We start from the raw sequence: 13,740 nt of genomic DNA, 5'->3' as shown, positions 1-13,740 counted from the left end.
AGATGGTATTTCCATGGAACAGGCATTTGCACATTGTGGACTTGATTTTAGTAGTATTGATCAAGCAACAAGAGTAGAAGAAGGATTCCATGCATTTTTTGAATTACATATTGAACAAGGACCATTGCTAATTAACTATGAAAAGAAAATTGGTATTGTAACAGGGGTTGCCGCACCAGTTCGTTTATTGATGAAATTAAATGGGAAAGCGTCCCATTCAGGCACGACACCGATGAATATGAGAAAAGATGCCCTTTTAGGTGCATCAGAATTGGCATTAGAATTGGAAAAAGCAGCGATAGCAGAGCAAGAGTTTGGAACAGTGGCAACGGTAGGAGTATTAGACGTTGTAGCAGGTTCCATGAACGTTGTCCCAGGGGAAGTAGAGCTGACAGTAGATATTCGATCATCTTCTGTAGAATCAAGAGAGCGAGTGCTTCAACATTTGTATACAACTATTACAAACGTGCAAGAAAGGAGACAGCTTTCCATTGAATACAATGTCATTAGTTCAGAGGAGCCTGTCCTACTTTCTCCAACTCTAATGAAAGAGCTCGAAACTATTTGTGTCGAAAAGGAACTCTCCTATCATTATATGCAAAGTGGAGCAGGACACGATTCCATGAATATGACCAGACTCGGACCAGTTGGCCTTATTTTTATTCCATCTCTAGATGGATTAAGTCACCATCCAGATGAGCATACAGATTTGGAGGATATATTATTAGGGATAGATGTCCTAGAAGAAGCTGTTTTAAGATCGGCTTCTGTCATCTAAAGTTTGGCTTTGTTTAGCAATTTCGAAGGATTAAAGTAGTTTTTAATCTAGTCAATAAAAAGACGACCTTTCCGTACTAGAAAGTCGTCTTTTTTATGTGAACAGAATGGTTAATCGGTTTCTTCTGATTGCCAATTTTGATTTGAATGAGCATCATCGCAATGACCATAATAATCATACCAATAATGGCAGTTGTAAAATTGCCTGTGAAATCACGTATGAGACCGACAAAGAAAGGTCCAAGTGCAGCAAATACAAAGCCAACCGATTGTGTCATAGCGGCTAAGAAGCTAGCCTCCTGAATATCTTTGGCTTCATCAATTGGTAATGTTAGACCTAATGAAAATAGCCCACCTGCACCAAGACCAATTAAAATACTGCTTAGCCAAGGATTATAACTAAACAATAGCATCAATAGACCAATTAATTCTAAAGCTGAACAGCCGAGGAGCCATACAGCTCTATGCTGAAAGCGGTTATTTAAAATAGGTACTAAAAACGTTGCCGGCATTTGCGCGACTGTTAATAGTGTCAGCATCATACCAGCATCTCGTTTATTGTAGCCCATATTTTCGGCAATTGGTGGTAACCAAGCCATTATGGTATAAAACATGAAGGCCATTATGCCAAAGAAGCCTGTTAAAAGCCAAGCCTTTTGATTGGTTAACATGTGCTTCCTATAAATGTCTCGATCCAAAGTATTTTGGTTGGGAGTAGCAATCTCCTTATGCTCGATTGGCTTCCACCAAAAACATATAGCGATGAGAGCGAGAATAGCCCAAGAGGCAGTAGCAACTTGCCAGGAATGAAACATATTATTTAATGGAAGCGAAAGCCCAGAGCCTAATGCAGCTCCTACCACTAATGCTAACGAGTAGATACCAACTATACGAGAAGGATTTGAAAATTGCTCTTTAATATAGCCAGATAATAAAGGGCTAACGATTGCAATACCGATGCCGGATAAAAAGGCAGTTAGAAGCATCACCCAGCTAGAATAAGCAAAAAATCTGGCAGCTGTTGCTAGTCCAATAAGAATTAGGGAGTAGGCAATGGTCCGCTCTATGCTCCAACGATTGGCAAGTTTAATAGCAAAAGGGGCAAATAAACCCATACACAGCACTGCCAAGGATGTTAGCAAACTAGCGGTAGCCGCACTCATGTCTAATGATTCGCGGATCGTTCCTAACAAAGGGGAGACAGAGGTGATGACCGGTCTTAAATTAAAAGAAGCTAAAATTATAGCGATAATCGGCACAATCGTACGTTTTATATTCATTCTCTTTCAACTCCGTTATATCAAATAAATAAATAGATTTCCCAATTGAAGTCTAAACTAATTTGAATGATTGAACAATACTATTATTACTATTACAATAATAGTTATAAACTATGATAGGGTGTGGTCGTTGTGGAAATACGTCATCTTCATTATTTTATGGCGGTCTGTGAGGAGCTACATTTTACAAAAGCTGCTGAGAAACTTGGTATATCACAGCCAACATTAAGCCAGCAAATACGCATATTAGAAAATGAACTGGGTATGCCTTTGTTTGATCGGATAGGTAAAAAAATTGTTGTGACAGAGGCTGGTTCTCTTTTGTTTAGCTATGCTACAGAAATGCTTAATACATTACAAAATGTCAAAGATGCTATTAAAGATTTACAGGAGCTGCAAGGTGGGCAAATAAGTGTTGGAATTATGCCTTCAGATTTAGACTATCGGATTACACAGCTTGTTATTGATTATCATGAAAAATTTCCAAAGGTAAAACTGAAGATACTAGCATCCATTGATATTATGAGGCAAGTTCTTGAAAATGAAGTGGACATTGGAATTGGAACGAATGTAGAGGCGGATGATCGTTTGGTCATGATTCCTTTATGTCGGGAGGAATATGTGTTAGTCGTTTCAAAAGAGCACGCATTGGCGAAGCAAACTGCAATCACAATTGCCGAATTAAAGGAGCTTCCGATGGTTATGTATCCAGAAGGTTTTCTTGGGAGAGAAGTGGTAGAAGATGCTGTAAAAACACATGGTTTTCAGCTGCATACTATTCTTGAAACAAGTTCTGTTACTTCCATTATGAATCTTGTTCGAGAAAATATTGGCGTGACAGTGCAACCTTATCCCTTGATACAACAAATGAATGATCCTAATCTATGTAGTATACGTATCTTGAATGGTGCCCCAAGCCGTAGCCTATCAATTATTTATCGAATAGATCGCTATGTCAGTCAAGCAACGACAGCTTTTATTGAACAACTCAAAGAATATTTTACGGGCTAAAGCACAAACGACTGTTAAAAAAAATTGTAGAAAAAAGTTCCTTTTTTTGAAGAGTTCACATATACTATTATAAACCGACAGTCAGTCTATATATGTAGGACAGGTGAAAGAAGTTTTTCATTTCTTCATCTTGTACCTACATTTTTTTACAGTCGTAAATGACCGACTGTCGGTCTAAAATGGTGAGAGGTGATTTTAATTGAACAGATCCGTTAAAGTAATAGGCTTTTCCCAAGATTTTTTAATGATGGTTGTTGGTCAGATTATTTCTATTTTAGGCTCAGCCCTCCTAAGATTTGCCCTATCACTTTTTGTCTTGGATTTAACGGGAAGGGCAGATCTTTTCGCTGTGCTCTTTGCTATTTCAAGCCTTCCTATTTTATTTACACCATTTGGTGGTGCTATAGCAGACCGTTTTAACCGACGCAATTTAATGGTTGTATATGATTTTATTAGTAGTTTTATTGTTCTAATTTTCTATTGTATGTTACTGACAGATAATTATTCTGTGTTAGGGATCGGCCTTGTCCTTGTGTTACTTTCCTTTATTAGTGCGATGTACGCACCTGCTGTCATGGCTAGTATTCCATTATTGGTTGAAGAACAGAAGCTTGAACAAGCCAATGGAATCATTAACGGGGTTCAAGCATTAGCTGGTGTGACTGCACCAGTACTAGGGGGCATCTTATATGGGGTGCTTGGTCTGAAAATTCTTGTCATCATGAGTGGATTATTATTTTTCTTAACAGCTATTTTAGAAATGTTTATAACGATACCATTTGAGCAGCGTGATTATCATGGACAATTAGTACGTACATTGATCAGTGATATGAAAGGAGGGTTTAGCTATGTCATAAGGCAAAGATTTATTTTAAAATGCATATTACTAGCCGCTTTATTGAATTTATTTTTTACGCCTCTATTCATTGTGGGTGTGCCAATAATCCTTCGTGTCACAATGGAAACTGGTCATACATTGTATGGAATTGGAATGGGCAGCATAGATTTGGCAACCATTTTAGGCGCATTAGCAATGGGCTATTTTGCCACAAAGCTTCGCATACACAGCCTATACATTTGGATGTTTGTGACAGCTTTATTCGTAATCCCTATGGCTATTGCTGTCTTGCCTCCGTCGCTACAAATGGGTCTTTATCCTTCATACATTCTATTTATAGGGTGTGCTGTTGTGATCGCGATGATCATGACGGTGATTTCCATCTACGTCATGACACTTGTCCAAAAGGAAACGCCAAATGAAAAAATGGGGAAGGTTATGGCCATTATGATGGCAGTATCACAATGTATGGCTCCTCTTGGGCAAATAGGATATGGCTTCCTATTTGAGGACTTTCGTAGCCATATTTATATACCAATCCTCATGATATGTGTGGTTGTCCTATTGTTAGCGTTCCTGACCAATAGATTATGGCGATTAGAGGCTAAACGATGAAAAAAACCACCATTAGTTTTATCAAGACCTAAATTGTAAAAGTCGTAAAATATAAATGGTGATACATATTAGTCATATATAATATGTATCACCATTTTCTTCTTGCTCAACAATCGCGCATGATTATGGAACATCATAAGCACCTGTTTTGTAATACTAACGCAGTTTAATTTAAGTACAAACATTCACAATCTTTAAGATGTTATCATGTGTGATTGACTAATAGATACCAATACTATTTTCACTGTAAAAATTTCCGATAGTTAGATAAAAATCCATCTATTGTAACTGTTTATATAAATTCAGAATTGTTAAACTATTATTAAATACCAAGGATACACTTGAAACTTAATTCTTTCAGGAGGGATACAAATGGAGCAAAAGTTACATTTAATTCCGTATCAAGTGAATGAAGTGGTCGAAGTGGTCGAAATGGTGCCAAAAGGTATTGAACTTATTGCAGCACCAAAAATTTGGGAGCATTCTAAAGGGAAGGGAATTACTGTTGCGATATTGGACACAGGCTGCGACGTCACCCATCCTGATTTGGGTGGGCGTATTATCGGCGGACGGAATTTCACTCGTGATGATGATGGACAACCTGATGTATACACCGATTATAATGGCCATGGAACCCATGTGGCTGGCACAATTGCTGCAATCAGTAACGGCACAGGAGTAGTTGGTGTTGCACCTGAAGCAAGTTTATTGATTTTAAAAGTGCTTGATAAAAGTGGATCAGGGCAATACGACTGGATCATAAATGGTATTAACTATGCAGTTGAACAAAGGGTGGATATCATCTCCATGAGCCTCGGAGGTTCTGTCGATGTACCTGAGTTACACCAAGCTATTCAAAATGCAATCACTAATCAAATTCTAGTAGTTTGTGCTGCTGGTAATGAGGGAGATGGACAGAGTTCTTCAAATGAATTGGCCTATCCTGCCTGCTACAATGAAGTCATCAGCGTCGGATCCATTAACCTGCAACGCAGTTCTTCTGAATTTTCAAATTCGAATAATGAAATCGACATAGTAGCCCCTGGTGAAGAAATCCTTTCAACGTATTTAAACGGAACTTATGCAAAACTAAGCGGAACTTCGATGGCAACACCGCATATATCTGGTGCACTTGCACTCATAAAAGAGAGTGCCAACAGAAACTTTGAGCGAAATCTGACCGAGGCTGAGCTGTATGCACAATTAATAAAGAGAACGATTCCTTTAGGAAACTCGCCAAAACTCGAAGGCAACGGATTGCTGTACTTAACAACAGAGGAATACTTATCGGATGTGTTCAACCAAAAATTATCTGCACAGGCGTTGAAAATATAATGGAAAAACTAGATTTGTTATACAGTGAATGGGAAACGGCCAAGTCAGACTTTTTAAACTATAAGGAAAATCGACCCTATTATGATGAAAAGAAAGATAAGGAAGTCAGAAATCAATACTATCAGAGCATTTCATTCACGGATGCTAATCTTTTAGACAGCCTTCATACATTGCTTGAAAAAACACATACAGATCAGTTAAACTACAGCCCGCACCGTTATGTGTACCCTTGGGTTGATTTGCAGGAAAACGGTTCATTAAAAAGCCTTTATTCTGGAAATAGAATGGATCCACTTTCTGTCATAGATGAGGACGTTCGGCTCCATGAAATACAGGCAAAAGGGTTAATCAGCATCTTTTCGGATGATTTATTAAACTGTGAACATGTAGTGCCTCAATCATGGTTCGATAAAAAAGAACCGATGAGAGGAGACTTGCATCATCTATTCGCCTGCGAAACGACCTGCAATAGCAGTCGCAGCAACTACCCTTACTACGATTTCCACGATTACGTCCCTGAAGGATTAATTTTAGGAATCAAAGATGGCTGCGGCAAAGCTGAAGGAAGTAAATTCGAACCAGAATACGGGAAAGGAATCGTTGCTAGAGCAACACTCTATTTCCTAATTCGGTACCCAAACACTATAAAAAAAGAACTAGAGAATGTCTCTTTATTGTTAAAATGGCATCAATCTTTCCCAGTATCTATCTATGAAAAGCATCGCAACTTAGCTATCCATGAACTTCAAGGCAATCGGAACCCATTTATTGATTTTCCAGAGATTGCAGAAAGTTTCGTAACAAATTAAAAAACACTAATTCCCTTATAAAAGTACAAGGGAATTAGTGTTCGCTTTTTTTATATTAAACGCAACTAATGGTATAATTGCTACATGTTAAATCCACTCTTCGTTCACAAGCATATTTTTATAGGTAACTATAGCATTTGCCCTGACTTATAAATTGATAACAAGCCCCTAAACTATCGTTTGGGGACTTTTCTTTGTTTACCGTCTTTTTTATAAACATCTTGAGCAAAAATACCTCGAAAACCCTAATAAGAAGAATCCCTTTTGAAAAAAGATTGATGAAAACGGATTCTTCCTCTGTGAAGTATTGTTTAATTTTTATAAAAAAGTTTGAGCATTTTCTGTGATCTAATCTTCAACAATACCAATTCCTTTTCCTCTCTTAAAATGCAGGTATCGATTTAGTAGCCTTCTAAAATTTTGACAAAGATGATTTATGAAATTGATTCAGTTAATTTTAAACATAATAAAAAAGCACTCTCTCAAGAATGCTTTATAAGTCGGGGTATATTGTTGTATTGTTAAACTTTATATCTATCTCAAAATATTGCTGATACCTGTTGAAATAAACTTTCTTTAATCAGCTTGATTTTTAGGATGATTTTTACGATGAAGCTCAGTAAGATCTTTTATATAATATAATGAATAGTCATCTCTAATATCCACTTCAAAAAAGTAATCATTTTTAGTTTCTATATCTTTAACTTCTATTTCAAACAACCCCATTCCTCTTAGGTAATTGATTTCTTCAGATTTTAAATTTTCTCTACCAATGCCATAGTTAATTTCAATATAGTTTTCCACATAGTTGTATACGATAGCGTTTCGAGATTTAGAATTAAAATAACTGTAATTAACAAAAATAACTACTATACAAAATAATAGATTAAAGATAATTATTTTTTTTTCATTTTCCTCTCCTTCCGCCATATTAAGTATCAAGATTATATTTATTAATAATTACAATTTGTCAAATTATAAGTATTAGGGTTTTTCCTGTTTTGTCTAAATACTTTAAATATTTCATAGCTGGCATTACTGGAAATCCCTTTTGATTAAGCAATATGTACCTCTTATTGTTGTTCTCAAAGATAACCTCTTGGACCTTAATAGCACTTAACCTCCAAAGTTATTAAATATTACTTGGTCTAAAGCCTTCACTAACTGTAGGATACATACATTGCCGCCAAAAAAGGTTCATTATATACATATTAAACTATATTTTCAATATCTAAATAACAAATCTAATATGGATAAAAAGAGAATATACGCTCTTATATTGAACATATATCCTCTTATTAGTTTAGTCTATTTAATTACTTGGTGGTTTTCCTTGGAAGGAACCTGTTAATTAAAATCTTCTTGTTCTACGACGCTGTAGCCTATTGCTATTAGACTGAGTTGAAAATGATTGCATGAGCAATGGAGGTCGCTGCTGTGCATTATTTCCTACATGAACAGTAATAGATTCCTCTTCAATTATAGGATCTTCACTCTTTTCCTCATGTAAGCGAGCTTCTGTAGTATTTAATAATGGTGCGGGAGACTCGTTATGATGGGTAGTACTTGTCGTGGTGTTAGTAGCATTTGTCGTACTAGTTGTATTTGCTGTAGCAGTCTTTTCTTGATGTTGGGTAGCGTGTTCAACTGCTGCATGTGGTTGTTGGACTGCGTGGACATCCTTCATGACAAGAATAGGACGCATCATATCGTGGTCCTCATGCTCAAGGAAGTGACAATGCCACATATAATGACCGATATGATCTTTCCAGTGCATAATAATTTTAGTGACCTTACCAGCATCTGCTTTCACGGTATCCTTCCAACCTTGCTCATAGTCTCGTGGTTCTTCAGGAGGCCCTGTGAATTCTACGATGCCTTCATTTTGATAGCGTTCAAGGTCAAAAGGTCTTCGTTCCAAAATTTTAAATTGGATAAGGTGTAAGTGAATAGGATGTATGAAAGGTGTAGCATTAATAAAGTTCCATATTTCCACACTATCCAAAGATGGTTTTTCTGTTGCTGGATCATGGTACATACGATCATTTAATAATAACATTGGTCGGCCATATTCATCGGTTGTAGCTGTCAGTGGCAATTGTCTTTCAATATGTGCATGGTGTGGATGAAGATCCATGGAAACAGCAAGTCTTTCTGGAATTTCACTTGTATCCTCACATTTTAAAGGAAGTGTAACTCTAAATAGCATAATGACATTTGTGTGTTCATCACTGAAATCGGTATCAGCATTCATTAAGGTGATTTCCTGTCCCTCGCAGCTTGAAAAATCGATAATGATATCTGTACGCTCAGCGGGTAGAAGCTCAACATATTGAATGGTCTTGGGGGCGTTTAAAAATCCGCCGTCTGTACCAATTTGAACCATTGGCTGATCATTTGAAAGTCCGATGACATAGCCCCTACGATTGGAGCCATTGAGAAAGCGAAATCTATATTTACGGGGCTCCACTTCTAAATAGGGCCATAGTTTTCCGTTGACAACGATTGTATTGCCAACAAAGCCAGGTGTGATGGAGGGATGGACAGGAACAGGGAATGGTGGTTCATCTGGATAAAACAAGGAGCCATCCTCATTAAATGATTTATCTTGAATTAAAATCGGATATTCATAGTCTCCGCAAGGTAAATTAGAACGTTCCTCAAGTGCATCTCTTAATAAATAAAAGCCTGCTAAGCCTGCATATACATTTAGACGTGTTAAAGCCATTGCATGGTCATGGTACCACATAGTAGTACCTGGCTGGTGATTAGTATATTCATGTATTTCTTTAGTAAATTTTGGTCCAGTATGGCGGTAGTCTCTTGTGTACCACGCCTCTGGATGACCATCACTTTCCCAATCCACATTGGCTCCATGTAGGTGAGTGACGGTTCTTACCTCTTGTGAATCGTTGGCAGCGTGGAGCGTAAAGTCTACTGGCAGAAAGTGCTGTAAGGGTAGCTGGTTTTTATATTTCACATAGATGGTTTTATCTTTTGTAGCTTCAATGGTCGGCCCCGGATAAAGCCCATTGTAACCCCAAATTAAAGATTTTGGAAAATGCTTATGGAAACGGTGCTCGCCTTCCATCATGACCAATTCATAATAATCATTTTTTTGTTGCCCTCGACATTATTTAGGTTTAGCTACGACAGGTTTTGGAAGTTCATCTACAAATTTTGGAATAGTTGCTGGATCAGAGGGGTTTATTTGCATACTCACAACATCACGTCCCTTTTCAATACTTTAAATTTGCTCATTATCTCATCATATGGGTGAAAACAATAGGTAACGAGGACAATAATGGAGAAAAATGTGTAAAAACATAAAAATTTTAGCTGCGGTGCATTTTCTTATTATTTAGGTGGAAGGTGAACCGATATAAGATTATATATTGTTATGCCTAGAGATTTTTGAAACGCAGGTAATAGTTGGTATGTTGCTGAAAAACATACCAAGCAAATAAATATGCCTTATAATTGAGAAAGTAGAAGTGAAATTGGATGATATAGGGGTTTGGAGAAGTGGTGAGACGGTGGAATTAACATTAGAAGAATTAAATAAAACGATCATGGAAATGCGCGCAAAGGGGTACTTAACAGAGGCATTAAAACTAGCAGATCAAGGTCTTTTAATAGCTTTAGAGAACAATAATTATACGTATGTATTGGATTTATACTTTCAAAAAATATTAGTTCATCATTCATTAGGCGATACCTTAAGCATGGTTAGCCTTATACATGATTACGAGGCCATTTGTCAAAAATATGGTTCTAGTAAAGATTTAATGCATTACCATTTAGTGATGTCATTAATCTATGACTTGGTTGACATTCGTGAAAAAACAGTGGAGATGACGAAAAAAGCCATTGTCTACGCACTGGAGTTACAGGACCCCATTATGCTTGTTCGTTGTCATAATAATTTATGCTATTTAGAGGTAGAGAAGGGCTGTACGACAGAGGCACTTCAAGCAGGGCTATTGGCGAGGGAGTATAATAGGTCGTTAACGGAATCAATGCCTGATTTAGCAAAATTGCACGATATACGGATTAATAACAATTTAGCAGATGTTTATATTTTAGAAGGGGATTTTAAAACGGGGAAGGCATTGCTTGACGATTCATTAACGTCTGACATTATTGATCACCATAAGCGTGAAAAAGTAGCGGCTTTGTTTGGCTATGGTTTTTTATATGAAAAGCAACAAAAGCTTGATGAAGCAGTATCCTATTACAAACAGGCTATAGAACTTGCCAAATCCTATGGAGATAAGCCGAATACAAAAAAAGTAATGCGATTATTATTAAACGTATTGTATCAATTGGATTGGCGAGATGAAATCTTTGAATTACAGCGTGAATACATTGATCTCACAGAGAAAATGAGTGTTGCTAATTTACTACAACAAGTAATGAATTTGGAATTTAAGCGGCAGAAGGAAAAGCTGGAGAAAAAAGCCCACTATGATCCTTTAACAGGCGTATTAAATCGTCATTTTTTAGATTTTGAGCTACAGGAGTGGTTAAATACAGCCAAACTTACGCAATGCTATGTGTGCATTACTGTGCTAGATATTGATTATTTTAAACTATTCAATGACATGCATGGTCATTTGTTTGGCGATATGATTTTACAGCTATTAGCAAATGGTTTAGAGGAGTTTTTACAGGACGAAGATGTGAAAATAATTCGTTACGGTGGAGATGAATTTATCATTTGTATGAGACATCAACAAAAGGATTATATTAAATCACTTGTCAAAAATACACATGCTTTTTTACTTACATTGAAGCTGGAGCAAGAACAAGAAAGCTACCCTGTAAAGGTAAGTATGGGTGCTTGTATCAACGATCAGAAAAATTATCATTACAAGGAGCTTTTTGAACGGGCAGATAGCTGTTTATACCAGGCGAAAGCTAATGGCCGTGCCAGCTGTGTTCTTTACGAGCTATCATAGGCATACTCATTCCTATTCATTGTTGAATAGGAATTTTTATGTTGTTGTAGTAGTTGCTTTTGCACCAAAAGTGAAACAGAAGAGAAAAAAGATGCTCTCTAATAAAGGAGATGTTCGGAACTTTGCAAATGGCACAAATTTTTAAAGAGGAGCTCTTTAAACAAGCCTGAAAAAATGTAGAATGAAATTTACTGCGCCAATCATTTGAAAACGTTGTTCTAGCAACGTACAATATATGAAATTAAGAAACACGACAGCACAAATTTGTTGTATAATGTTGTGGTATGCGGAAAGAAAGCAGGTTGACAAAATGGAAAGCAAAATGATTAGTTACGCAATTATAGACACACGTAAACATCGGCTATGTGTTATGCGAAATATGCTTGATGTGAAACATAGGGTGAATAGATGAAAAACTGGTTGATTTTCATTTCTGTTTTTATTGTTTCGTTGTCACTTGTCATTAGCATTTTAGTACTCTGGAAAGCCGAGGCTCCATTCCGTTCAATTGAAGAGCAGGCTGAACAGTTGGCACTTGATGCCAAAGCCCTCGCAATTGTATCGGAGTCCTACACATATAATGGCAAACATTCGTATGTTACTGTGTTCGGGGTAGACGAATACGGTGATAAAAAAGCTGTCTTTGTTCCGACGAATCTGGACGAGGATTCCATTCAGGAAGTGTTATTAGAAGATGGTATTACGGAAAAGCAAGCATTATCGGTTTTTAAAAATGAAGGAAATGTCCAAAAAGTCCTCCACATGAAATTAGGCTATGAGGAGCCTGGCGCTGTTTGGGAAATTACATATCTAAACGACCATGATCAGCTCAACTATGTCTATATTTTGTTTAAGGATGGCGACTGGTGGAAGCGCATTACGAATTTATAAGAGGAGTAGATCCCGGATGAAAAATTTATTAGCAACACGTGTAAAAACTTTAACACCATCTTCAACATTAGCTATTACTGCAAAAGCAAAAGCATTGAAAGAGCAAGGTATTGATGTTATTGGTCTTGGGGCTGGTGAACCAGACTTTAATACACCTCAAAACATTTTAAATGCAGCCATTGATTCAATGGAAAAAGGGTATACAAAATATACACCTGCTGGCGGACTACCAGTTCTGAAAAAAGCGATTATTGATAAGCTTCAACGCGACAATAACCTTGCCTATCAACCAAACGAAGTAATTGTTGGTGTAGGGGCAAAGCATATTTTATATACGCTATTCCAAGTGATTTTAAACGAGGGCGATGAGGTTATTATTCCAATACCTTATTGGGTGTCTTATCCAGAACAAGTGAAATTAGCTGGCGGTGTACCTGTATATGTTGAAGGTACACGTGAACAAAGCTATAAAATTACAGCGGATCAACTAAGAGCGGCTGTGACTGATAAAACGAAAGCAGTTATTATCAATTCACCTAGCAATCCATCAGGCATGATTTATTCTCGTGAAGAGCTAGCAGAACTTGCTGCTGTTGCAGAAGAAAAAGATATTTTAATCGTGTCAGATGAAATTTATGAGAAGCTTGTATACAATGGTATTGAGCATTTTTCAATTGCACAACTTTCTGATGCAGTGAAAGCACGTACAATCGTTGTAAACGGTGTGGCAAAATCTCACTCTATGACAGGCTGGCGTATTGGGTATGCTGCAGGTGACGCAGACATTATTAAAGCAATGACTGACCTTGCATCACACTCAACATCTAATGCGACAACAACTGCACAATATGCAACTGTGGAGGCGTATAATGGACCACAGGACGCAGTAGAAGAAATGCGACAAGCATTTGAATCTCGTCTTGAGAAAATTTATCCACAGTTAAGTGCAATTCCTGGCTTCCATGTATTAAAACCACAGGGTGCATTCTACTTATTACCAGACGTAGCAGAAGCTATGGCTCATACTGGCTATGATTCAGTAGATGCATTTGCTGCGGATATTTTAACAGAAGCAAACGTAGCAGTGATTCCAGGCTCTGGCTTCGGCGCGCCAACTACAATGCGATTATCTTATGCTACATCTTTAGACTTATTAGAAGAGGCAGTCTGCCGTATTGATTCATTTGTTAAATCAAAATGGCAAGACTAATCCTTCTAGTCGA

General features: G+C 37.2%; 10 protein-coding genes and 2 pseudogenes. 8 read left to right on the top strand and 4 right to left on the bottom strand.

Annotated features, from left to right (window positions below; all coding sequences use genetic code 11):
* Nucleotides 1-778 (top strand): hydantoinase/carbamoylase family amidase (locus RT445_RS07275; RefSeq protein ID WP_313470274.1); only part of this gene is annotated, 778 nt, incomplete at its 5' end.
* 76 nt (nucleotides 779-854) lie between these two features.
* On the opposite strand, the gene RT445_RS07270 is transcribed toward RT445_RS07275, so the two are convergent.
* Nucleotides 855-2,057 carry an MFS transporter gene (locus RT445_RS07270; RefSeq protein ID WP_274796449.1) on the bottom strand — a complete coding sequence of 401 codons (1,203 nt, stop codon included), beginning with the start codon at nucleotides 2,055-2,057 and terminating at the stop codon, nucleotides 855-857.
* A 132-nt stretch (nucleotides 2,058-2,189) separates the two neighbouring features.
* Here RT445_RS07270 and RT445_RS07265 point away from each other — a divergent pair, with 132 nt between their 5' ends.
* The 4 genes from RT445_RS07265 to RT445_RS07250 all read left to right on the top strand — a co-directional run bounded on the left by RT445_RS07265 (nucleotide 2,190) and on the right by RT445_RS07250 (nucleotide 6,665).
* Complete coding sequence (locus tag RT445_RS07265; RefSeq protein WP_313470271.1) at nucleotides 2,190-3,068, top strand: LysR family transcriptional regulator; 879 nt, start codon at nucleotides 2,190-2,192, stop codon at nucleotides 3,066-3,068.
* A gap of 244 nt (nucleotides 3,069-3,312) precedes the next feature.
* Nucleotides 3,313-4,521, top strand: coding sequence for an MFS transporter (locus RT445_RS07260; RefSeq protein WP_313470284.1), 1,209 nt, complete (start codon nucleotides 3,313-3,315; stop codon nucleotides 4,519-4,521).
* A 372-nt stretch (nucleotides 4,522-4,893) separates the two neighbouring features.
* Nucleotides 4,894-5,856, top strand: coding sequence for a S8 family peptidase (locus RT445_RS07255; protein ID WP_274796451.1), 963 nt, complete (start codon nucleotides 4,894-4,896; stop codon nucleotides 5,854-5,856).
* Entirely contained in the window at nucleotides 5,856-6,665 is an 810-nt protein-coding gene (locus RT445_RS07250) for an endonuclease I family protein (protein WP_313470269.1), read from the top strand. Before RT445_RS07255 ends, RT445_RS07250 begins: the two co-directional genes overlap by 1 nt.
* A gap of 576 nt (nucleotides 6,666-7,241) precedes the next feature.
* Here RT445_RS07250 and RT445_RS07245 read toward each other — a convergent pair.
* The 3 genes and pseudogenes from RT445_RS07245 to RT445_RS07235 all read right to left on the bottom strand — a co-directional run bounded on the left by RT445_RS07245 (nucleotide 7,242) and on the right by RT445_RS07235 (nucleotide 9,882).
* A complete protein-coding gene (locus RT445_RS07245) occupies nucleotides 7,242-7,595 on the bottom strand; it encodes a histidine kinase (protein WP_313470267.1) in 354 nt (117 codons plus the stop codon).
* A 58-nt stretch (nucleotides 7,596-7,653) separates the two neighbouring features.
* A pseudogene (locus tag RT445_RS07240) lies at nucleotides 7,654-7,776 on the bottom strand (tyrosine-type recombinase/integrase); the annotation flags it as partial.
* 240 nt (nucleotides 7,777-8,016) lie between these two features.
* Nucleotides 8,017-9,882 (bottom strand): annotated as a pseudogene (locus RT445_RS07235) (multicopper oxidase family protein).
* A gap of 319 nt (nucleotides 9,883-10,201) precedes the next feature.
* Here RT445_RS07235 and RT445_RS07230 point away from each other — a divergent pair.
* The 3 genes from RT445_RS07230 (at nucleotide 10,202) to RT445_RS07220 (ending at nucleotide 13,727) form a co-directional block, all read left to right on the top strand.
* Entirely contained in the window at nucleotides 10,202-11,626 is a 1,425-nt protein-coding gene (locus RT445_RS07230) for a tetratricopeptide repeat-containing diguanylate cyclase (RefSeq protein ID WP_313470265.1), read from the top strand.
* Nucleotides 11,627-12,034: 408 nt separating this feature from the next.
* The gene (locus tag RT445_RS07225) at nucleotides 12,035-12,517 is read left to right on the top strand and encodes a cell wall elongation regulator TseB-like domain-containing protein (protein ID WP_016994292.1); all 483 of its coding nucleotides are present in this window, start codon (nucleotides 12,035-12,037) and stop codon (nucleotides 12,515-12,517) included.
* A 16-nt stretch (nucleotides 12,518-12,533) separates the two neighbouring features.
* Nucleotides 12,534-13,727: a pyridoxal phosphate-dependent aminotransferase gene (locus RT445_RS07220; RefSeq protein WP_313470262.1), complete on the top strand. Its 1,194-nt coding sequence runs from the start codon at nucleotides 12,534-12,536 to the stop codon at nucleotides 13,725-13,727.
* The last annotated feature ends 13 nt before the right edge of the window (nucleotides 13,728-13,740 follow it).

This window comes from Lysinibacillus sp. (genome assembly GCF_032093475.1).
Taxonomy (GTDB): Bacteria; Bacillota; Bacilli; order Bacillales_A; family Planococcaceae; genus Lysinibacillus; species Lysinibacillus irui.
The sequence above is the reverse complement of the archived record's forward strand: the minus strand, read 5'-3'. Positions and strand labels throughout refer to the sequence as shown.